The sequence below is a fragment of the Halomonas llamarensis genome (assembly GCF_023555005.1).
Taxonomy (GTDB): domain Bacteria; phylum Pseudomonadota; class Gammaproteobacteria; order Pseudomonadales; family Halomonadaceae; genus Vreelandella; species Vreelandella llamarensis.
Genome location: NZ_JAMJPJ010000010.1, coordinates 25,893 through 44,724, shown reverse-complemented (window position 1 = coordinate 44,724; position 18,832 = coordinate 25,893). Strand labels below are relative to the sequence as shown.

22 protein-coding genes and 1 riboswitch are annotated in these 18,832 nt (G+C 56.3%); of the genes, 8 read left to right on the top strand and 14 right to left on the bottom strand.

The window, feature by feature from the left end; genetic code table 11:
* Positions 1-23: 23 nt before the first annotated feature.
* Together cas3f and cas1f are read right to left on the bottom strand one after the other, a co-directional pair.
* Positions 24-3,368, bottom strand: a complete 3,345-nt coding sequence (cas3f, locus tag M8006_RS08250) for a type I-F CRISPR-associated helicase Cas3f (protein WP_250081067.1) — start codon at positions 3,366-3,368, stop codon at positions 24-26.
* Positions 3,365-4,363 carry a type I-F CRISPR-associated endonuclease Cas1f gene (cas1f, locus tag M8006_RS08245; RefSeq protein WP_250081066.1) on the bottom strand — a complete coding sequence of 333 codons (999 nt, stop codon included), beginning with the start codon at positions 4,361-4,363 and terminating at the stop codon, positions 3,365-3,367. The genes cas3f and cas1f overlap by 4 nt, the downstream gene beginning before the upstream one ends.
* Positions 4,364-4,590: 227 nt before the next feature.
* Here cas1f and M8006_RS08240 point away from each other — a divergent pair, with 227 nt between their 5' ends.
* The 5 genes from M8006_RS08240 (at position 4,591) to M8006_RS08220 (ending at position 8,226) form a co-directional block, all read left to right on the top strand.
* The gene (locus M8006_RS08240; protein ID WP_250081064.1) at positions 4,591-4,740 is read left to right on the top strand and encodes a hypothetical protein; all 150 of its coding nucleotides are present in this window, start codon (positions 4,591-4,593) and stop codon (positions 4,738-4,740) included.
* Positions 4,737-5,471, top strand: coding sequence for a metal ABC transporter ATP-binding protein (locus tag M8006_RS08235; protein ID WP_250081063.1), 735 nt, complete (start codon positions 4,737-4,739; stop codon positions 5,469-5,471). Before M8006_RS08240 ends, M8006_RS08235 begins: the two co-directional genes overlap by 4 nt.
* Positions 5,455-6,345: a metal ABC transporter permease gene (locus M8006_RS08230; RefSeq protein ID WP_250081058.1), complete on the top strand. Its 891-nt coding sequence runs from the start codon at positions 5,455-5,457 to the stop codon at positions 6,343-6,345. Before M8006_RS08235 ends, M8006_RS08230 begins: the two co-directional genes overlap by 17 nt.
* A 41-nt stretch (positions 6,346-6,386) precedes the next feature.
* Entirely contained in the window at positions 6,387-7,421 is a 1,035-nt protein-coding gene (locus tag M8006_RS08225; RefSeq protein WP_250081056.1) for a metal ABC transporter solute-binding protein, Zn/Mn family, read from the top strand.
* Positions 7,422-7,560: 139 nt separating this feature from the next.
* Positions 7,561-8,226, top strand: a complete 666-nt coding sequence (locus M8006_RS08220) for a cupin domain-containing protein (protein WP_250081055.1) — start codon at positions 7,561-7,563, stop codon at positions 8,224-8,226.
* Here M8006_RS08220 and M8006_RS08215 read toward each other — a convergent pair.
* Complete coding sequence (locus M8006_RS08215; protein WP_250081053.1) at positions 8,223-8,588, bottom strand: DUF6164 family protein; 366 nt, start codon at positions 8,586-8,588, stop codon at positions 8,223-8,225. The genes M8006_RS08220 and M8006_RS08215 overlap by 4 nt on opposite strands.
* A gap of 2 nt (positions 8,589-8,590) precedes the next feature.
* Positions 8,591-9,124: a lactoylglutathione lyase gene (gene gloA, locus M8006_RS08210; protein WP_250081051.1), complete on the bottom strand. Its 534-nt coding sequence runs from the start codon at positions 9,122-9,124 to the stop codon at positions 8,591-8,593.
* 161 nt (positions 9,125-9,285) lie between these two features.
* Between gloA and M8006_RS08205 the strand changes: the two genes are divergently transcribed.
* The 3 genes from M8006_RS08205 to thiE all read left to right on the top strand — a co-directional run bounded on the left by M8006_RS08205 (position 9,286) and on the right by thiE (position 11,239).
* Complete coding sequence (locus M8006_RS08205; protein ID WP_250081049.1) at positions 9,286-9,630, top strand: hypothetical protein; 345 nt, start codon at positions 9,286-9,288, stop codon at positions 9,628-9,630.
* A 24-nt stretch (positions 9,631-9,654) separates the two neighbouring features.
* Positions 9,655-9,761: riboswitch (TPP riboswitch) on the top strand.
* Between the two features lie 25 nt (positions 9,762-9,786).
* Positions 9,787-10,599 (top strand): hydroxyethylthiazole kinase, encoded by an 813-nt coding sequence (gene thiM, locus M8006_RS08200; RefSeq protein WP_250081047.1) that lies wholly within the window; start codon positions 9,787-9,789, stop codon positions 10,597-10,599.
* Positions 10,589-11,239 carry a thiamine phosphate synthase gene (gene thiE / locus M8006_RS08195; RefSeq protein ID WP_250081044.1) on the top strand — a complete coding sequence of 217 codons (651 nt, stop codon included), beginning with the start codon at positions 10,589-10,591 and terminating at the stop codon, positions 11,237-11,239. Before thiM ends, thiE begins: the two co-directional genes overlap by 11 nt.
* On the opposite strand, the gene M8006_RS08190 is transcribed toward thiE, so the two are convergent.
* The 10 genes from M8006_RS08190 to rplO all read right to left on the bottom strand — a co-directional run bounded on the left by M8006_RS08190 (position 11,217) and on the right by rplO (position 18,829).
* Positions 11,217-12,092 (bottom strand): DMT family transporter, encoded by an 876-nt coding sequence (locus tag M8006_RS08190; protein ID WP_250081042.1) that lies wholly within the window; start codon positions 12,090-12,092, stop codon positions 11,217-11,219. The genes thiE and M8006_RS08190 overlap by 23 nt on opposite strands.
* 79 nt (positions 12,093-12,171) lie before the next feature.
* Positions 12,172-13,392 (bottom strand): serine hydrolase, encoded by a 1,221-nt coding sequence (locus tag M8006_RS08185; RefSeq protein ID WP_250081040.1) that lies wholly within the window; start codon positions 13,390-13,392, stop codon positions 12,172-12,174.
* Positions 13,393-13,726: 334 nt separating this feature from the next.
* On the bottom strand, positions 13,727-14,113 hold the full coding sequence (gene rplQ, locus M8006_RS08180; RefSeq protein WP_250081038.1) for a 50S ribosomal protein L17: 387 nt from the start codon (positions 14,111-14,113) through the stop codon (positions 13,727-13,729).
* A gap of 39 nt (positions 14,114-14,152) precedes the next feature.
* Positions 14,153-15,148, bottom strand: a complete 996-nt coding sequence (locus M8006_RS08175; RefSeq protein ID WP_250081036.1) for a DNA-directed RNA polymerase subunit alpha — start codon at positions 15,146-15,148, stop codon at positions 14,153-14,155.
* 115 nt (positions 15,149-15,263) lie between these two features.
* Entirely contained in the window at positions 15,264-15,884 is a 621-nt protein-coding gene (rpsD, locus tag M8006_RS08170) for a 30S ribosomal protein S4 (RefSeq protein WP_250081034.1), read from the bottom strand.
* A gap of 12 nt (positions 15,885-15,896) precedes the next feature.
* Positions 15,897-16,283 carry a 30S ribosomal protein S11 gene (gene rpsK, locus M8006_RS08165; RefSeq protein WP_096276490.1) on the bottom strand — a complete coding sequence of 129 codons (387 nt, stop codon included), beginning with the start codon at positions 16,281-16,283 and terminating at the stop codon, positions 15,897-15,899.
* 52 nt (positions 16,284-16,335) lie between these two features.
* Positions 16,336-16,692 (bottom strand): 30S ribosomal protein S13, encoded by a 357-nt coding sequence (rpsM, locus tag M8006_RS08160; RefSeq protein WP_250081032.1) that lies wholly within the window; start codon positions 16,690-16,692, stop codon positions 16,336-16,338.
* A gap of 191 nt (positions 16,693-16,883) precedes the next feature.
* Entirely contained in the window at positions 16,884-16,997 is a 114-nt protein-coding gene (rpmJ, locus tag M8006_RS08155; protein ID WP_009099023.1) for a 50S ribosomal protein L36, read from the bottom strand.
* Between the two features lie 65 nt (positions 16,998-17,062).
* Positions 17,063-18,394 carry a preprotein translocase subunit SecY gene (gene secY / locus M8006_RS08150; protein WP_179929146.1) on the bottom strand — a complete coding sequence of 444 codons (1,332 nt, stop codon included), beginning with the start codon at positions 18,392-18,394 and terminating at the stop codon, positions 17,063-17,065.
* Entirely contained in the window at positions 18,395-18,829 is a 435-nt protein-coding gene (gene rplO, locus M8006_RS08145; protein ID WP_250081030.1) for a 50S ribosomal protein L15, read from the bottom strand.
* Between the last annotated feature and the right edge of the window lie 3 nt (positions 18,830-18,832).

Genomic DNA, 18,832 nt, shown 5'->3' with positions numbered 1-18,832 from the left:
GATATTAACGAGCATGTTTGACGTCATTTGCTCCGCCAAAACCCCAACACCGGGTGATACCCCCAGCGCTGGTTTCTAGCCGAGGCCGTTACCGTGCCGAAGGTTCGGGCGGCGCGATCCAAGGAGATATCCAGGTCTTCGGCCAAGTCAGCCAGTGCTGTCAAGTAGTCGCTGGCGCCCCAGGCTTGAATCCGCTCGCCCTGCTCTTTTGCCAGGTCTACCCGCACCAGCAGGCTCTCTTCTACCGGCACATAGAGCTTTTCACCCCGCCTTGCACCATCGTCTACGCGGTGTAGCGTCCAGGTTTCGCCGCCTTCATCGGGCAGCAGCGCTAGGGTTATTTCAGGTTCGAGCTGCTCTCGAAACGGTTGGCGCTGAATCAATACACCGGTTAAGTGCACCTGTGGTACGGCGTACCAGCTATAGGCCCCTAACGGCGGTGGTTTGGGCTGCTTTTTTAATCTTATGTCTTTTTTGGTTAACGGTTCAGCGGGCTGTTCGATCATCAGTTGGTGTAGCCGCTCATGCTCCAGATCGACGAGGCTTTCTGTAGCGTGCAGCACTTCCCGCGCCAGCACGCGGGGGCGGGCGTCGATTACCTGGTACTCATCCGGCGTTAACAGCGTGCTAAGCGAATGGCTCTTAAGCTTCCAAACCATCTTCGTTTCAAAGCCTGGTTTATAAAAAGCAGGTTCGTCCGGCCGCTCAAGGTCTTTTAGATTCGTCTCTAACAGCAAAATATTGGGCACTTCACACGCCTGCTCGCGGTGACGGCGCACCCGGCCCGCTAGCTGAATGATTGAACGCATGGAAGAAGGCTCTACGATCGCCCAGTCGTAATCGTGGTCGCGGCCGACTTCGGTGACCGGCGAGCCCAGCACGATAAACAGGTGGTCGTTTTCTTCGCTGCTATCCAGCAAGCGGCGGATATCGGGCTGCTGAAACACGCGCTCTGGCTCGGCCCGTTGCAGCGTTTTATCTAACCGGCGCTCAATCTCCGAGCGCATCACCAACGGGTGGCGGGAGTGGTAAACGCATAGATGTATGCGCGCACCTTCTGGCGCGCCCTGCTGAAACAGCGCCCTGGCGACATCCACCAAGGGGTCGATATTGGCCATACGCACAAGGCCAAAGCTGACGCGTTTGCGGGTGTGGGGGTCAACGGAGTGATGCTGCTGGTGCAGCGCCAGCGCGTGCTTGCGTAGCAGTTCTGCAATCGCGGGCCTAATCTCTTCTGGCCGTTTACCCAACGCTGGCAACGCTAAAATATCGCCACGGCGGCGCACCGGGCTAGTGGCTAGGCGCTCTAACCGGCGCTTGGCAAAGGCCTGATGCGCCGCTTTGAAGGTCTCGCTGTTAGCGCAGTTTTCATGCTGACGGTCGTGTTCATCGAACCAGGCGCAGCAGATATCCACCGCCAAGCCCGGTTCGCCACGGTGGCGCTGAAAGGCTTCGCGGCCGCTTCGGTAGGCTTCATACAACCCTTCGACTAACGCAGGCGGCAAGGTGGCGGATGACAGCAGCACCCGCGATCCCAAGAGCCCCGCCCAATTCACTAATCGAGCCAGCGCGGGCAGGTCGTTGATATCGAAATCGTCGATTTCATCGAGCACTAGGTCGCTGCTCATTAGCCGCAGCATGGGTACGATCTGCCGCCCGCCTCGCGTGCTCTCCGTAGCGGGCACCAGGTGGTCAACGGTGCATACCAATATGGGCGCGGCGATCAGGGCGCGGGTGCCCGGTTCATTATTCAGGCGGCGCAGCACCGGGTGGTTATCGAAGTTGCCGTCAAACACCACGTGGGCGTCTTCTTCGATCAGCGCCTGCTGAGACGCCGAGCCGCTGGCTTCGGCCTCTTGCTCGTAGTGTTCAAACAGCGTTTTATTGGCGCTACCGCCTACGCGCACAGCGAGCTCATCCTCCCCCAGGTGCAAACGCTCGCGAAGGGCTTGGCCGGTCTGCAGCGTTAACGTGCGTAGCCCGAGCGCAATGCTAAAGCGTGCGCCCTGCTGAGGATCAGCCAGCGCGTACATAATGCGCCCATTCGCCAGCGTTTTGCCGCAGCCGGTGGAAGCCATATTGATGCCAAAAAAGCCTTGTCGTTGGCTGCGTTCTCTAAGTGATTGAGCCAGATCAAAAGCTTTATCCTGCCAGCGAAATCGCGGGTGGCTGCTGCGTTTACGAAAGCCTTTATGGCGCGCTAAACGCGGCAGATGGCTGTCGACGCTAGGCAGTGCGCGCGCTATCGCAGCGGCGTGTTTTTCCACGCCCAGAATATGTTCATCCAACGGCTGATTGGGCTTGCCGGTTTTGCGCACGGTGTTGGCAACCAGCGGATAGTTGGGTTCGCCATGCACGCGATGCTGGGGGTCTTCAAGGCTTGAGTAGTGGTGGTCAGCGAGCATTAAGCTTAGCCGCGCCAAGTGCATGACGTAGTGGCTTTCCAGCCAGTGACAATTCGCTTTTAGCCGTGTCTGTAGCCTAGTGGCGAGCTTAGTAGCACGTTCACGCCAGCGGGAGGTGCTCAACGGCAAACCACCGCTGAATTGCCAGTACGGGGCGATACGCTTAGGGTCTTGGGTTTCGGGAATCTCATTCCATTCAGCGTTGATGGCGGCGAATAACTGGGGAAGCTGCTCTGCTTGCAGGCGAGTGCTCCCGCGCCCCCAGCGCCTTGGGCCGTCACTCTCTTTGTCCGGCGGTTTTAACGGCAGGCGGTGGTGGCTAAGCACCAGCCAACCCAGCGCAGCAGCCAGCGGCGGCAAACAACTAAACACCGCCGATGTGGGGCTATCTAATCCGTCACGCTCTAAACCCTCCAGCCAGTCCTGCTCTTGATAGTCGCCTTCGGCCAGTCGCGCCAGCCAGGTGGCGTCGTCATCACTCCCCACAAACGCTTGGAACAGGCGAAGCGATATCCACTCATGGCGATATAAGTTGCGCCCTTCCAACTTGCCTTTAAGCCGCTGCTGAAAGGCGTCGCAGGCTTTGCCCAAATCATGCAGTAACGCAGCCAAGGCAGTGAGCAGAAGGATATCTTCGCCGTTGTGCCAGTCGTTTTCATCCTGGCGGCGCAGAATATCGCGGGCAGTGGTATTGGTGGGCACCGCGCCATTGAGATTGAACTGAGCCGCATCCCCCACCCCCCACAGCAGCTCGCTGTGGTCGTGGCCTCGAATCCAGTGGCAGGCGACGGCGGTGTTTTTGCGGGCGGTTTTGCGCAGCAGTTTGCGCAAGGTATCTAGCCCGGCTTGGGTAATCGGCGTTTGCCAGGTGCGGTCGCCGCGGCGCTCGGCAAATTGATCAAGTATTCGGCGCGTTTCTTTCAGGGCGTTTTTGTTGCACTGGGAAATCAACAGCACGTTCATGATTCGCCACTCCCCAGCTCTTTCCCCTGTGCATGCCCCAGCTCTTGGGCGACTTCTTTGAGCGTATCAATCATGAAGTCGAGGGATTCGGTGCGGGTTAAGCGCTCGATGCAGGCTTGGCGAAACTCCTGCTCTTCATCGCCGCGCATGGCGGAAATAAACGCTTGGGGCAGAATCACCGCGTCTTTGACTAAATCGGCCACGTCAAAGACCAAGCCGCCCCGGCGAGTTTTGCCGTGGAGTACCGCAAGCCCGTGGGGAATGCCCAGCACCCAGGTAGCGGTCGCCGCCAAGCCGTAGGCAAGGTAGTTGCCGTGATCGAGAAAGCGGTTGGCGGGGTCGGTGCCCGCGCCGCGCTTGGCGCGGGTGAAGTCACCGTACTCGACCGCGTTCACCGCCAGCTTGAACAGCGTCTTGGTTAACCGTGCTTCCAGGGTGAGTAGATCTACCGTACTCGGGGCTTTTTTAATCGCTTCGCGGTGGTGGTTCAGTGCGCTATGCAGGTGATCGGTAGAAATACTAAAGCCTGCGTCTTTCATTACGCGGCTTGTCCACAGGGCTTCGATGCGGGCCAGGCGGGCTTGCTGAAAGGCGCGGGCGGCATCTAGGCGTTTTATATCGTCAAACCAGAAGCGTACCCAGTATTGCAGGTATTCCGTAGGCCGGTATTCGCTTTGCGGGGTTAGCCAGGCAACATCCACATCCACCTCATTGGCCGCAAACAACGGCGTGCCGCCGCCACCGCAAAACCCGACTAATACACCTGCCTTGGCAAGTTCACGCATGGCCGCTTGAGTAATCGAGGTGCCGGTACCCAGCAGTATTGAAGTGGTGTTAGCAATAGGGATATTCCAGTAGCGGGATTTACTGCCCTCATCGGTGACGTACTCCACCCGGCCACCGTTCACCAGAACCCGGCAATGCTGCAGGTAATAGAGATTCGCGCGTTTGGAATGAAGAATGGTTTTTAGGTCATTGGGTGAAAAGTCATCCATGCGGCGCTCCTAATAGTCGTTTCCCCCATCTAACCATTCTTTACCTCACCACACCATTGACCTTCGTCATACTTAGCCAACCCCTGAATCCACTCTTGCCTGATTTGGTGGCATCGCGGCATTCTTAGCGTTGCCCTAGGCCACTGAGCGCGTAAAATGTGCAGCGGTTTTTTTGGCTTTACCATCGTTATGTTATAACCTATTCAATTATTCACGAGGTCGGCTTAATGAGTGAGCATTCGCATCGCCACAACAAGGAAGGGCCTTGCCATTTTTCGCTGATGTCGCTGTCGGCGTTGCGGCGGCTGCTGTCGGTCTCGGTGCCTTTGCTGGTGCTGTGGTTGATGGTGTGGTGGGCTAACGGGTGGGCAGTATGAGTCAGCGTTCACTATCACGCTTGCAGCTGCACAACCTGCATTTGGCCCAGGGGCACCGCACGGTGCTGGAGCATGTGGAAGGCGACTTTCAGCCTGGCGCGATTACCGCCTTGATTGGCGCCAACGGATCGGGCAAAAGCACGCTGATTCAGGCCATCATGGGTGAGTTACGCCCGATCAGCGGCAAGGTGGTATGCACCGTGCCCAAGGAGCGCCGCGCCTGGCTGCCGCAGCAGCTGGCGTTGGACCTGACCTTCCCGATGAGCGTGGAAGAGCTGGTAATGACCGGCAGTTGGCCGAGCCACGGGGCGCTCAAAGGCTACTGCGCGTCGCATTACCGCAAGGGCCGCGAGATCATGGCGCGGCTGGGCATTTCGCACCTGGCGCACCGGCCGCTGGGTGAGCTTTCCGGCGGCCAGCGCCAGCGCGCCTTAATCGGCCGTACGCTGATGCAGGAAGCCGAGCTGTTACTGCTCGACGAGCCGTTTGCCAACGTGGATAGCGAAACGGTGGATATCCTGATTCGTATCTTGCGCCAGATGGCTGACGACGGGGCCACCCTGATTCTGGTGCTGCACGATATGGACCACCTGCGCCGCCTGGCCGACGAGGTGCTGATGCTCAACGGCGGTCACGGCCGATGGGTCTCACCCAGCGCCTTGACTCACCAGCACGCCCCCGCAGAAGTGGTGCCGTTCACGCTGGGAGGTCAACATGCTGGCACTGCTTGATGCCTGGTTTATCGCGCCTTTCGATTACGGCTTTATGCGCCGGGCGGTGGTGGGGGGCCTGGCGCTTTCGTTGGCGGCGCCCACACTTGGCGTGTTTTTGGTGTTGCGCGGCATGAGCCTGATTGGCGACGCCATGGCCCACGCCATTTTGCCCGGGGTTGCGCTGGGGTTTTTGCTGGCCGGATTTTCGTTGCCGGCCATGAGCATTGGCGGCGTGCTGTTTGGTGTCATGGTGGCGTTGCTTGCCGGGGCCGTTTCCAAAATGGGCGGCCAGCGCGAAGACGCGGCCATGGCGAGCTTTTTCATTATTTCACTGGCCGCCGGCGTGATGTTGATTTCTATCGGCGGCAGCAGCGTTGACCTGACCCATGTGCTGTTTGGTTCGATTCTGGCGATCAACTCCACCGCGCTGCTGCTGATCGCCGGGATGAGCACGCTGATTGTACTGACCCTGGCGGTGATTTTCCGCGCCCTGGTGGTGGAATGTCTGGACCCGCTGTTTTTACGCGGCCAGAGCCGCCGAAGCGGCTGGGTGCATAGCGTGTTTTTGGGGCTATTGGTGCTCAACCTCACTGCCGGGTTTCAAACCCTGGGAACGCTAATGGCGGTAGGCTTGATGATGCTGCCTGCCACGTCGGCGCGCTTCTGGAGCAAGCGCCTGGAGGGCTTGATCGGCATTGCCGTGGCGTTGGCGATGATTGCCAGTACCGGCGGGCTGTTGCTGTCGTTCCACCTTGATATTCCCTCAGGCCCCAGCATTATTTTGCTGGCCGGCAGTGGTTACCTGTTGTCTGCCCTGTTCGGCCGTTATCACAGCTTGGCGGCACGGTGGCGGCGTAAAACCGCGCCGCTTCCAGTCGAGCCGAGTACTTAACGTTCGGGCGTGGCCCGTTGTATTTCTACAGGAGCGATGACATGAAATTGCACCCTTCCCGCTGGCTGGTTGGCGTATCAGCCCTGCTGGCGTTACCCGCCGCCATGGCATCTGAACGCGTTCAGGTGGTCACCAGCTTTTCGATACTGGCCGATATGGTCGAACAGGTGGGCGGCGAGCACGTCGAGGTGACCTCGCTGGTCGGCTACGACGGTGATGCTCACATGTATACCCCAAGCCCGGGTGACGCGCGGGCGCTGAACGATGCGGATCTGGTGGTATTCAACGGGCTGCGGTTTGAAGGCTGGATGGAGCGCTTGATCGACGCCAGCGATTACACCGGCGCACTGGTGACGGCAACCGCGGGCATTGAGCCACTAGATCGTTCAAGCCACGATGACCACGGCGATCACGAGCACGGTCATGACAATCACGCTCATGATGACCATGGACACGAAGGTCATGGGCATGACGACCATGGGCATGAAGAAGACGCCCATGGCGATGATGACCCGCACGCCTGGCAGGACCTGGCCCGCGCCGAGACCTACGTCGCGAATATCCGTGATGGCTTGATCGAAGCCGATGGCGATAACCGCGAGGCTTATCAGGATAGTGCCGAGCGCTACCTAGCCGAGATCCGAGCAACCGATGACGAAATCCGCGCGTTGATTGAAGAGATCCCTGCTTCTACCAGCGTGATTACCGGTCACGATTCGTTTGGCTACTTTGCCAATGCCTACGGCGTGCGTTTTCTGTCACCCGTTGGGCTGTCGACGGAAGCCGACCCCAGCGGGGCCAGCATGGCCGAGCTGATCGACGTCATTGAAGAAGAGAACGTCGAGGCGCTATTCCACGAAAACATGACCAATCAGTCGGTGCTTGATCAACTGGCGGAAGAAACCGGATTGAGCGTGGCTGGCACGCTATATGCCGATGCACTGAGCAGCGAAGGTGAAGCCAGTACTTACTTAGGCATGATGCGCCACAATGCCAAAACGCTGCACGATGCGTTAGCCGTGCCCGGCCATAGTGAAACGGGTCATGACGATCACGATCACGGCCATTCTCACTAACATTGCCGCGCCAACTCAATACCGCCGCATTAGGCGGTATTTTTTTGTCGGTGGTGTGTCAAAGCGCTATCTGCATTGCATTTTGAACCACCGATCAGGGAAACTATGGGCCTCCAATTCCCTAGCAAGAGCCGCCCTTATGCGTTTAAACGCGGATTTTTCTCAGTTTGCCGTCATTACCCCCGATGAATACCGTTGGGTGGACTCTCCTAGCCCCGGCGTTGAACGCATGATGTTAGACCGCATTGGCGATGAGGTGGCGCGTGCGACGAGTCTCGTGCGCTATGCACCGCATAGCCAGTTCGGCCGCCACACCCACGAGGGTGGCGAGGAAATCCTGGTATTAGAGGGTGTCTTCGCCGATGAGCATGGCGCCTACCCGGCGGGAAGCTATCTTCGCAACCCCATTGGTACCGGTCACACTCCGCACATAGGCGAAGAAGGCGCGCTGATTTTCGTCAAGCTGCACCAGTTTGCCCACGACGATACGCTGCAGCTCGCCATCCCCGCCCACCAACTACCCTGGCAACCCGACCGGCGCCCTGGCATTACCTATAAAATGCTGCACACCTTTGGTCAAGAGCGAGTTAGCCTAGAGCGCTGGAAAGAGGATGTGTCGGTCGAATACCCGCCACTCAGCGGGGGGCTGGAGTTTTTCGTGCTAGAAGGAACGCTATGGGATAACGACACCGAGTACCCGGCGGGCAGTTGGTGTCGCTACCCCGTGGGCGCATCACCTGAGCTTCGCGCCGGCAAAGAGGGCGTCATGTTCTATTTAAAGCGCGGGCATTTAACAGCGGCTTAACGAGCTAAGCCAATAAACGGCAGCAGCGTGAGAAGCGCAATTACCATCACCGCCACAAACACCAAGATGACTTGCAACGGGTGGGCGGCGAAGCGTTTCCATAAGGTAGGTGCCTCACCTCGCTCGATGGCGGCTTGATGCTCCCGTTTGGCGTACGCTAGGCGCTGCGCTTGGTAATCAGCCAACAGCGCCTTCGCTTCATCAAGCTGGGATGAATCGCGCAGCCAAATGGCATCAACGCCCAGCCGAAAAAAACCTGCCTGGGTTTCGTAGGTATCCATGCCATGAGCCTCTAAAAGCTGGCGAACCTCCATGGCCTCTTCTTCTGTGACGTGGCGTAGTCGAAACAGCAAATGCGCCATTGTTAATCGCCCATGGCCGCCATACGATCAGCTTGAATCACTTCGATCCAGTAGCCGTCGGGGTCCTTGACGAAAATGACGCCTTTCATCTTGCCTTGATCAGCACGTTTGACGAAGGTGACATCGTGTTCGTCGAACCACGCCTGAGCCGCTTCAACATTCGGGACACTGAAACAAATATGACCAAAGCCCTGCGGCTCTGCGTTGCCGTCATGGTAGGCAAAGTCGTCTTGACCCTCTGTGCCCCAGTTATGCGTTAGCTCTAACAACCCTTTTTGGCTAAACGTCCAAACCGTGCGCGCCTCGGTATCCTCCGGTACATTGTCGCTTTCCTCCAGCTTGGCGAGAAAATAGAGCGAAAAATTCATCTCTTCGAAGTCTAACCGCCGCATCACCTGCATACCAAATACGCGCGAGTAAAACGCCAACGAACGCTCGGGGTCTTTGATCCGCAACATCGTGTGATTAAGACGAAACCCTTGCGTCTCAGCGGGCGTGGCGTTGACGCCGGGATGCTGCTCCCCTTGAAAAATCATCGTGTCGCTCCTTTTTGATGCGTCGAGAATGATGACTTTATCAGCCTACGCCATTGGCATAAACGATGCTTTCGCACGCTTGATGCTGGAAAAATAGCACAAAACCTCTACAGTTAACTTTCACATACTATACAAAAAGCAATCCTAGCGAGGATAGTGTCATGCCGAACAGCGATTATGTATTGAGTGATCGTATTACCTACAAACAACTTTCCCATGCGATTCACAATGGGTTTTCCCCCATTGTGGAGGTGGAGTCAATGGATGGCATCTACATGGTGCGCTTTCACCATCCTCAAGGGGTTTCCGAATTGAGCGACGAACAGGGTAAAACATGCACCTTCCTAGGCACCGGCGAAATTCGCGACAAGCTAGGTCAACTAGGCCTGAAACACGGCATTCTGACCTTCAGCGATCAATGCGGGGATGAAATGATCGGTGTTCCCGGGCATGCTCTGACGCCTAATGAAATGCTCGCCTACGGCACACGGATCGCCTTTCGCTAGCAGATCCGCTACGATAGCGCTTATCGAATACGACAGGGGCGCTCGTGATTTTCTGCGGAAATCCGGGCTGAGACGCACCCTCATCACCTGAACCGGATAATACCGGCGTAGGGAGTCGTGGGGCTCACCCCATTGCCTCCCACCCGGGAGGATGTCATGCCACCAGCACCTGCTTTGAGTCACTACTTTACCGCCCTTCGCCAACATCCTCCGCTGACGCATTGCATCACCAATTACGTGGCGATGAACAGTAGCGCGAATGTCTTGCTAGCGCTCGGCGCCTCGCCAGCAATGCTGCATGCAACTGAAGAAGTCGACGAATTCGTGCCACTCAGCGACGCGCTATCGATTAATATCGGTACCGTTTCATCCCCCTGGGCAAACGCCATGCTTAGTGCCACGCGCACTGCCCGCGCGCACAATATCCCTTGGGTGCTCGACCCCGTAGCCGTCGGCGCCACGACATACCGCCAGCGTCTCTGCGCTGACCTGCTAAAGCATCAACCCCGGGTTATTCGCGGTAACGCGTCCGAAATTCTCACCCTTAACGGCATCGCCAACCCTGGGCGAGGCGTTGATAGCACGGCAAGTGCCGAGGATGCCTACATGGCTGCCTGTCGATTAGCGCGCAAGCAGCGCTGTATTGTGGGCGTGAGTGGCGATATTGACCTGATGACGGATGGCGATAGCACATTGCGAGTAACCGGCGGCCATACGCTGATGCCTCGGGTGACGACACTCGGCTGCGCACTGAGTGCAAGCGTGGCCGCGTTTATGGCCGTGGCTGACGAGCAGCCGCTTGAAGCAACGGCCGCGGCGTTTGGCTGTTTCGCACTGGCGGGGGCACGTGCGGGCGTTAAGGCTGAGGGCCCCGGCAGCTTTATGCCCGCATTTCTGGATGCCCTTTACCAGCTAACACCGCAGGATCTTGACCAACATCTCTCGCTGGAGCTTATCGATGCGCTTTGACCTCTCGGTTTACCTCGTCACCGACGCCACATTGTGCCAACCCTACGGCCTTGAGCGCACCGTGGAAGACGCAGTAGCCGGGGGGGTGACAATGGTGCAACTGCGCGACAAACACGCTAGCGAAACAACCATGATTGAGCAGGCCAAACGGCTTAACGCAATACTAAAGCCAAAGAATGTTCCTTTGATCATCAACGACCGCTTGAATGTCGCCCTCGCAAGCGGCGCCGAAGGCTTGCACGTCGGCCAGAGCGACACCACTGTGCGCGAGGCGCGTGACGCGCTTGGGCCGAACGCTATTATCGGCTTGTCGATCAATACGCTTGAACAACTCAACAGTATGCCCCTCGAAGGGCTGGATTATGTTGGCTTAGGACCTGTATTTGCCACCACTAGCAAACAGGATCACGCCACTCCCCTGGGTTTTGATGGCTTGGCCACCTTGGTAGAAGTAAGTGCTGTTCCTAGCGTGGCGATTGGCGGATTAAAAGCTCAGCATATTGACGCGGTGAAACGCAGTGGCGCACACGGCATAGCTGTCATTTCGGCCATTTGCGGCCAAGCCTCGCCACAGAATGCGGCGAAGGAACTTGCGATGCGTTGGCGCCAACGCGAGGTTATGCGCTCGGGCGGCGTTTGAGGCTGGTACGGCGTTCCATATAAGCAATCGCCAAACCGCTGCCGATAATCAGCACACTCCCCACCCATACCCAAACGTCGGGAAGCTCACCCCAAAACCACCACCCTAAGAGCACTGCCCAAAGCATCGCGCTGTAGTCAAACGGGGCGGCGATAGCCGCCGGTGCAAAGCGAAACGCCAAGGTAATAAACGCCGTTGCGCCAACGCCAAACACACCCGAGCCCAGAAACCCCAACCAGTGCCACGGCAGCGGCGTTTGCCACACCCACGGTAAAGCCGCAGCGGTTAACACAAGCGGCACTACGGTCATATAAAACACCATCGCCCAAAGATGCTCGCGCCCGCCATAGCGCCTGGCGGTAATCATCATCAAAGCATAGCAAAGGGCAGCGGCCACCAATACCAAAGCACCCATGCCGAAGGCATCGCCGCCGGGCCGCACCACGATGAGCACCCCGAGAAAGCCGACCAGTGATGCCACCAGCACGGGCGGCTCGATACGTTCACCCAACAACGGCACCGACAGCAGCGTAACAAAAAGCGGCGCGACAAACGCAATCGCCGTGGCTTCCGCCAACGGTAGCATCGTCAGGCCCAACACAAAAAACCCCATCGTGCCGGTATAGATTATCCCGCGCAGCAGGTGAACTTTAGGTCTTTTGGTGCGTAGCTTACGCATCCCACCAGCAAAGTAAGCCAATAGCGCGATTAGCGGGAGTGATACAAGCGCACGAAAAAAGATGATTTGCAGTGGCGAATGCACCTCGCCTAACCATTTCGAAACGGCATCGCCTAAAGCGAGAAATAGCACACCGAGGCACATACAGCCGATCCCTTTTAACGATGAACTCATCACCTCTCCCGCAAGTGCTAATTGTTACAAAAAACACCCCGCCAAGTTGCCCTGACGGGGTGTCGTGACGATGCAATATTCAGAGGCTTGCGTTAACCACCATACACTCCATCCCTTGAGCCTTAAGCTGCTGGCAAGCCTGTCGTGCCTGGCCTTCTTGTAATGCCATCAGCCGAGCCCGAAAGAGTGATCGCTGACTATCCAACGCATCCACCGCAATACGAGCGTTCATCTCATGGGGCAAACGTTCAGCGGCAAGCCGTGCAAACTGCTGCGCTTGATCGACATGACGAAAAGCCCCCACCTGAATCCCCCAAGCTTCGACTGCATGGGTACCAAGAACAGGCACATCGCGTTCAATCAACGCTCGTAATGGGTCATTTTGAGGTGTAGACGGCGTATGCTCACGTGTATCCAGCGAAGCCAAAAGACGTGGGCTTGCCGTATTCATCGGTGGGAGTTGGGCGGGCTCAACCGCTGCCAACGTACTAAAGCGCATATGCTCACGTGAAAAATCAGCATCCGCCAACCAGGACCGCTGATCACGTAACTCAGCACGCATAAAGCTACGATTAAGCAAATCTGCCATATGTGCATCGCGGGATTGAGAGCTGAATCCTCCCATCACTACACCGACCAAACGTCGCTCGCCTCGCGTGGCCGTGGTCGCCACATTAAACCCCGACGCGCGAATAAAACCGGTTTTTAACCCATCGGCACCCGGGTAGTTTTTGACCAAGCGATTATGGCTTGTATGTTTGGTCCCGCGATAAACGAATTCTTGCAGGCCAAAATAATGGTAATACTGGGGAAAGTCCTGCATGACGCGTACCGAGAGCATCAGCATATCCCGCGCCGTCGTAACCTGAGCGTCATCTGGTAAGCCCGAGGCATTGCGAAAGGTAGTGGCGCGCATGCCCAGCTCGCGCGCTTTAGCCGTCATCATTTGCCCGAAACGTGCTTCGCTGCCGCCTAATGCTTCAGCTACCACCGCGGCAACGTCATTCGCCGAGCGTACCGCCAGGGCCCGAATGGCGGTGTCAACCGGAATCGAACTACCCGCAGCAAGCCAAAGCTTTACCGCAGGCTTAGCGGCGGCATAACGCGAGACGGGTAGGGCTTGGTCTAAACGCAGGGTACCCTCTTCCAACGCTTCAAACGCCAAGTAGAGCGTCATCATTTTGGTTAACGAGGCAGGGTAACGCCGTGCATCGGCATTTTCTGCGTAAAGCACTTCGCCGTTTTTAAGATTAACCACTATACCGGCATAACGCGGATTCGCGTGGGCGTTTGAAGACACGAAAAATGCCACGCTTGAAACAAATAAAACTAGCCAGACCAAACACAAGCTACACGGATGAACGCGCAGCTGGGATGCGTATGCCGATGCCCCTTGCATGTGATGCCCCTGTGACGATGCCAATTTAGCGGCTCAATTTTTTATTATGGTCAGCTTCGCCTTAAATGCCATAGCAAAGCAAGCGTAAATACGCGGAATATGTTTTAGCACAAAACAAAGCCTTAAATAAGTTTAAGCTAATCAATAAAGCAAAAAAAAACCGGCCTTATCCAGGCGCTGCTAGCGCAAAAGGATAAGGCCGGTTTTACCGGCAGTGAAGATGTGTGTCTAAAAATTACTCTTCAGCGGCAGCTTCTTCCATTACCGGGCGGTCGACAAGCTCAACGTATGCCATTGGTGCGTTGTCGCCGGTGCGGAACCCGCACTTAAGAATACGGACATAACCGCCCGGACGCTCGACGTAACGCGGCCCTAGCTCATTGAACAGTTTGCCGACGGCTTCTTTAGAGCGCGTGCGGGCAAATGCCAAACGGCGGTTAGCAACGCTGTCTTCTTTGGCCAAAGTGATTAGCGGCTCGATAACACGACGCAACTCTTTGGCTTTGGGTAGGGTTGTCTTAATCACTTCGTGCTCGACGAGCGACACGGACATGTTTTTGAACATGGCCTGACGATGCGAGCTGTTACGATTTAATTGACGACCACTCTTACGATGACGCATGATTGTGATTCCTTACCAAACTGGGACTCAAGTCGACGCTCACGCAGAGGCCTTATCGTCCTTCAGGCTAGCGGGCGGCCAATTTTCTAGCCGCATGCCGAGGGACAAGCCGCGGGCTGCCAAGACGTCTTTGATTTCATTCAAAGATTTTTTACCGAGATTCGGGGTCTTCAAAAGCTCAACTTCTGTGCGCTGGATCAGATCGCCAATATAGTAAATATTCTCGGCTTTAAGGCAGTTAGCGCTGCGAACGGTCAACTCAAGATCGTCTACGGGGCGCAGTAGAATCGGATCAACGTGATCTTCTTCTTCTTCGACTTCCTGTTCTTTATCAGCTTCCAGGTCGACGAAGGCGGCCAGCTGCTCTTGCAGAATAGTCGCGCTGCGGCGGATAGCCTCTTCCGGATCCAAAGTACCGTCAGTTTCCAGATCGATAATCAGCTTATCGAGGTCGGTACGCTGCTCGACACGAGCGGCTTCGACAGCGTAGGAAACACGACACACAGGACTGAAGGTGGCATCCAGCTGCAGGCGACCAATTGTGCGAGACTCTTCGTCAGAGCCACGAACGTCTGCTGGCTCATAACCACGACCCATCGCTACCTTTAGCTGAACCTTCAGCTCGGCACCTTCATTGACGTGGGCAATCACGTGGTCCGGGTTAACGATTTCGACGCTATGATCAAGCGCAATGTCGCCAGCGGTGACGACGGCTGGGCCCTGCTTGTTCAGCGAGAGCACCGCCTCATCGCGGCTGTGCATCTTGATCGCAACATCTTTCAAATTCAGGAGGATTTCAATGACATCTTCCTGCACCCCTTCGAGCGCACTATATTCGTGCTCGACACCAGCAATCTCAGCCTCTACCACGGCAGCGCCGGGCATGGATGAAAGCAGAATGCGACGTAGTGCATTCCCCAGGGTGTGACCAAAGCCGCGCTCGAACGGTTCGAGAACGATTTTGGCGTGATGTGCGCTGATTTCTTCGACCTTGATGTCGCGAGGACGAAGAAACTCGGTCACTGAACGCTGCATAAGAACACCTTTCAGGCTGCCAAACGGATACTGAGTACTCAAGAGCATACAACTCAAGAGCAACCGGGCGGGAAGCAGCGCTACTCCGCCCGGGCTTGAAGAAGCTATTAACAGCTTACTTCGAGTACAGCTCGACGATCAGGTTTTCGTTGATGTCGGCAGACAGGTCACCGCGTTCAGGCAGAGCCTTGAAAGTGCCTTCCATCTTCTTGGCGTCGGTTTCAATCCACACCACATCACCGCGGTTGGCAGCAAGTGCCAATGCGTTTTGGATGCGAGCTTGGTTCTTCGCCTTTTCGCGAACAGAAACCACGTCACCCGGCTTCACTTGATAAGAAGCCACGTTAACGGTTTTTCCATTCACGACAATCGCCTTGTGGCTGACCAGCTGACGCGCTTCAGAGCGAGTCGAGCCGAAGCCCATCCGGTAGACGACGTTGTCCAGTCGGGATTCAAGCAACTGCAACAATACTTCACCGGTGGCGCCCTTCAGGCGGGCAGCGGCTTTGTAGTAGTTGCGGAACTGCTTTTCGAGTACGCCATACATACGGCGTACTTTTTGCTTCTCGCGAAGCTGCAAGCCGTAGTCGGAAAGACGCTGACGACGCTGGCCGTGTACACCCGGGATTTGCTCGGATTTACACTTTTTCTCGAAGGGAGTTACACCGCTCTTCAAAAAGAGGTCGGTGCCTTCCCGGCGAGACAATTTGCACTTCGGTCCAATATAACGGGCCATGAATCTGTCTCCTTAAACGCGGCGTTTCTTCGGCGGACGGCAACCATTATGAGGAATGGGCGTCGCGTCGGTGATGCTCTGCACGCGGAAGCCGGCGGCATTCAGTGCGCGCACGGCGGATTCACGGCCAGGACCGGGGCCTTTGACCAGCACGTCGACGTTTTTCACACCATACTCGGCTGCAGCGGTAGCTGCACGTTCACTTGCCACTTGAGCAGCGAACGGGGTGCTCTTACGAGAACCACGAAAACCCGAACCACCGGCAGTTGCCCAAGAAAGCGCATTGCCCTGGCGGTCTGTGATCGTCACGATCGTGTTGTTAAAAGAGGCATGGATATGCGCGATGGCATCCACTACCTGCTTTTTAACCTTTTTACGGTTACTGCGCGGGTTAGCCATGTTGATGTCTATTCCTGTCGTTACGCTGACTCTCTACTAAAGAGCCTGCGTATTATTTGCGGATCGGCTTACGCGGGCCCTTACGGGTACGCGCGTTAGTCTTAGTCCGCTGACCACGCAGCGGAAGACTACGGCGATGACGCAGACCACGATAGCAACCTAAGTCCATGAGACGCTTAATGTTAAGCGTAACATCACGACGAAGGTCACCTTCTACGGTGTACTTACCAACTTCAGAACGTAGTGTGTCAACTTCTTCAGAAGACAGGTCCTGAACTTTGGCAGTCAGTGCAATACCAGCAGCAGCACAGATGTGCTCAGCGCGGGTACGACCGATTCCGAAGATATAGGTCAGCGAGATCGCCGCATGCTTGTTATCCGGGATATTGACGCCTGCAATACGGGCCATCAGCTTACTCCGAAGTTTGAGCGGCTTGCTCGTGTGTTCATCTACAAAAGGGGCAACAGCATATCCCTTTCAGCGCACAGATGCAAATACATATGTTCATAAGAACTGATTCATAAAAATCGGTTCATAAAAACTGTTTTGCATGCTGAGCTAGGGATATGCCAGCACCGGCTTAAACATCAGCCCAGAGATTAACCCTGGCGCTGCTTGTGCCGCGGTTCGATGCAAATGACGCGGACAGCGCCATTGCGACGAATGATCTTACAGTTACGGCACATCTTCTTTACGGAAGCTCGAACTTTCATCGTTCTTTCTCCAAAAACGGCTCGCGGCGCGCCCCAGCACTATAGTAACAAGATAAGGCGGCGACTCAGCGCATGATGCCGCCGCTACCGTATCCTTTCAGGTTGGACTTCTTCATCACCGAATCATACTGGTGCGACATAAGATGCGACTGCACCTGAGCCATGAAATCCATAATAACCACCACCACGATCAGCAGCGACGTACCGCCAAAGAAGAACGGCACGTTCCACGCCACGATCAGGAATTGAGGCATCAAGGAGACGGCAGTAATGTACAGTGCACCAAACAACGTCAAACGCGTCATGACTTTGTCGATATAGCGAGCGGTCTGCTCACCAGGGCGAATACCCGGCAAGAAAGCACCTGACTTTTTCAAATTATCAGCTACGTCCTTAGGGTTGAAGACCAGCGCTGTGTAAAAGAAGCAGAAGAATACCACCGCCGCGCCAAAAAGCAAGATGTAAAGCGGCTGACCGGGCCCTAACGCCTGCGAGGCACGCTGGAGCCACTCCATGCCATCCCCTGCACCGACCCACTGGCCAATGGAGGCGGGGAAAAGCAGAATACTGGAAGCAAAGATAGCGGGAATAACGCCCGCCATGTTGACTTTCAGTGGCAAATAACTGCTTTGACCTGCATACATCTTGTTGCCAACTTGGCGACGCGGATAGTTGACTTTGAGTCGGCGTTGGCCGCGCTCAATGAAAACGACAAACGCCACCGTAGCAACACCCAGCACGGTCAACGCTAACAGCGGCAGAACATTCCAAGCCCCTTCATTGCGAGCAAGCTCAAACGCTTGCCCCACGGCGCTGGGTAGCCCAGCGACGATCCCCGAGAAGATCAGCAATGAGATACCGTTGCCAATTCCCTTCTCGGTGATCTGCTCACCTAGCCACATCATAAACACTGCACCGGCGACAAACGTCACTACGGCAGTGAAAAAGAAGCTAAAGTCAGCGCTGTAAGCGATGCCTTGGCTAGCCAGACCCACGGACATACCGGTGGCCTGAACAAGCGCCAGTAGCACCGTGCCATAGCGAGTGTACTGGCTGATCTTGCGGCGGCCGGCTTCGCCTTCCTTCTTGAGTTGCTCAAGATGGGGCGAAACCGCAGTCATCAGCTGCATGATAATCGACGCCGATATGTAGGGCATAATACCCAAGGCGAGGACGCTCATGCGCTCCAGAGCACCACCTGAGAACATGTTGAACATACCCAGGATGGTGCCCTGCTGCTCCCTAAACAAGGCAGCAAGCTGGTCAGGATTGATACCAGGCACGGGGATGTGGGCACCAATGCGATACACCACGATGGCGATGAGTACAAAGCGCAAACGCGCCCAGAGTTCACCTAGACCGCTGCCCGTCGCCGGCATGTTTCCTGACTTGGCCATTTAGTCCTCTACCTTGCCGCCAGCAGCTTCGATCGCAGCACGGGCACCTTTAGTGACCTTAATACCACGAACAGTAACCGCCTTGTTCAATTCGCCGGAAAGGATGATCTTCGCGTGACGCGTCGCATCCTTCAGCACGTTGGCATCTTTCAGCGTCTGCATAGTCACTTCGTCGCTGGCGACCTTCGCCAGTTCCGCCAGACGCACTTCTTCAGACACCAGTGACTTGGCAGACGTAAAACCAAACTTCGGCAGACGGCGCTGCAATGGCATTTGACCGCCTTCGAAACCTGGCTTAACAGTACCGCCACTGCGTGATTTCTGGCCTTTATGGCCACGGCCACCAGTCTTGCCTAGGCCGGAACCGATACCACGACCAACACGCTTTTCAGCCTGTTTGGAGCCCGGTGCTGGGCTCAGGGTATTGAGTTTCATGGA

What these genes read in the sequence shown, in the direction of transcription:
- M8006_RS08190 (WP_250081042.1), bottom strand. Translation starts at nt 12,092, where the DNA reads ATGAGTTCATCGTTAAAAGGGATCGGCTGTATGTGCCTCGGTGTGCTA.
- M8006_RS08230 (WP_250081058.1), top strand. Translation starts at nt 5,455, where the DNA reads ATGCTGGCACTGCTTGATGCCTGGTTTATCGCGCCTTTCGATTACGGC.
- secY (WP_179929146.1), bottom strand. Translation starts at nt 18,394, where the DNA reads ATGGCCAAGTCAGGAAACATGCCGGCGACGGGCAGCGGTCTAGGTGAA.
- rpsM (WP_250081032.1), bottom strand. Translation starts at nt 16,692, where the DNA reads ATGGCCCGTATTGCAGGCGTCAATATCCCGGATAACAAGCATGCGGCG.
- M8006_RS08240 (WP_250081064.1), top strand. Translation starts at nt 4,591, where the DNA reads ATGAGTGAGCATTCGCATCGCCACAACAAGGAAGGGCCTTGCCATTTT.
- M8006_RS08205 (WP_250081049.1), top strand. Translation starts at nt 9,286, where the DNA reads ATGCCGAACAGCGATTATGTATTGAGTGATCGTATTACCTACAAACAA.
- M8006_RS08215 (WP_250081053.1), bottom strand. Translation starts at nt 8,588, where the DNA reads ATGGCGCATTTGCTGTTTCGACTACGCCACGTCACAGAAGAAGAGGCC.
- rplQ (WP_250081038.1), bottom strand. Translation starts at nt 14,113, where the DNA reads ATGCGTCATCGTAAGAGTGGTCGTCAATTAAATCGTAACAGCTCGCAT.
- rpmJ (WP_009099023.1), bottom strand. Translation starts at nt 16,997, where the DNA reads ATGAAAGTTCGAGCTTCCGTAAAGAAGATGTGCCGTAACTGTAAGATC.
- rplO (WP_250081030.1), bottom strand. Translation starts at nt 18,829, where the DNA reads ATGAAACTCAATACCCTGAGCCCAGCACCGGGCTCCAAACAGGCTGAA.
- cas3f (WP_250081067.1), bottom strand. Translation starts at nt 3,368, where the DNA reads ATGAACGTGCTGTTGATTTCCCAGTGCAACAAAAACGCCCTGAAAGAA.
- M8006_RS08220 (WP_250081055.1), top strand. Translation starts at nt 7,561, where the DNA reads ATGCGTTTAAACGCGGATTTTTCTCAGTTTGCCGTCATTACCCCCGAT.
- cas1f (WP_250081066.1), bottom strand. Translation starts at nt 4,363, where the DNA reads ATGGATGACTTTTCACCCAATGACCTAAAAACCATTCTTCATTCCAAA.
- rpsD (WP_250081034.1), bottom strand. Translation starts at nt 15,884, where the DNA reads ATGGCCCGTTATATTGGACCGAAGTGCAAATTGTCTCGCCGGGAAGGC.
- M8006_RS08225 (WP_250081056.1), top strand. Translation starts at nt 6,387, where the DNA reads ATGAAATTGCACCCTTCCCGCTGGCTGGTTGGCGTATCAGCCCTGCTG.
- rpsK (WP_096276490.1), bottom strand. Translation starts at nt 16,283, where the DNA reads ATGGCTAACCCGCGCAGTAACCGTAAAAAGGTTAAAAAGCAGGTAGTG.
- gloA (WP_250081051.1), bottom strand. Translation starts at nt 9,124, where the DNA reads ATGATTTTTCAAGGGGAGCAGCATCCCGGCGTCAACGCCACGCCCGCT.
- thiM (WP_250081047.1), top strand. Translation starts at nt 9,787, where the DNA reads ATGCCACCAGCACCTGCTTTGAGTCACTACTTTACCGCCCTTCGCCAA.
- M8006_RS08175 (WP_250081036.1), bottom strand. Translation starts at nt 15,148, where the DNA reads ATGCAGCGTTCAGTGACCGAGTTTCTTCGTCCTCGCGACATCAAGGTC.
- M8006_RS08235 (WP_250081063.1), top strand. Translation starts at nt 4,737, where the DNA reads ATGAGTCAGCGTTCACTATCACGCTTGCAGCTGCACAACCTGCATTTG.
- thiE (WP_250081044.1), top strand. Translation starts at nt 10,589, where the DNA reads ATGCGCTTTGACCTCTCGGTTTACCTCGTCACCGACGCCACATTGTGC.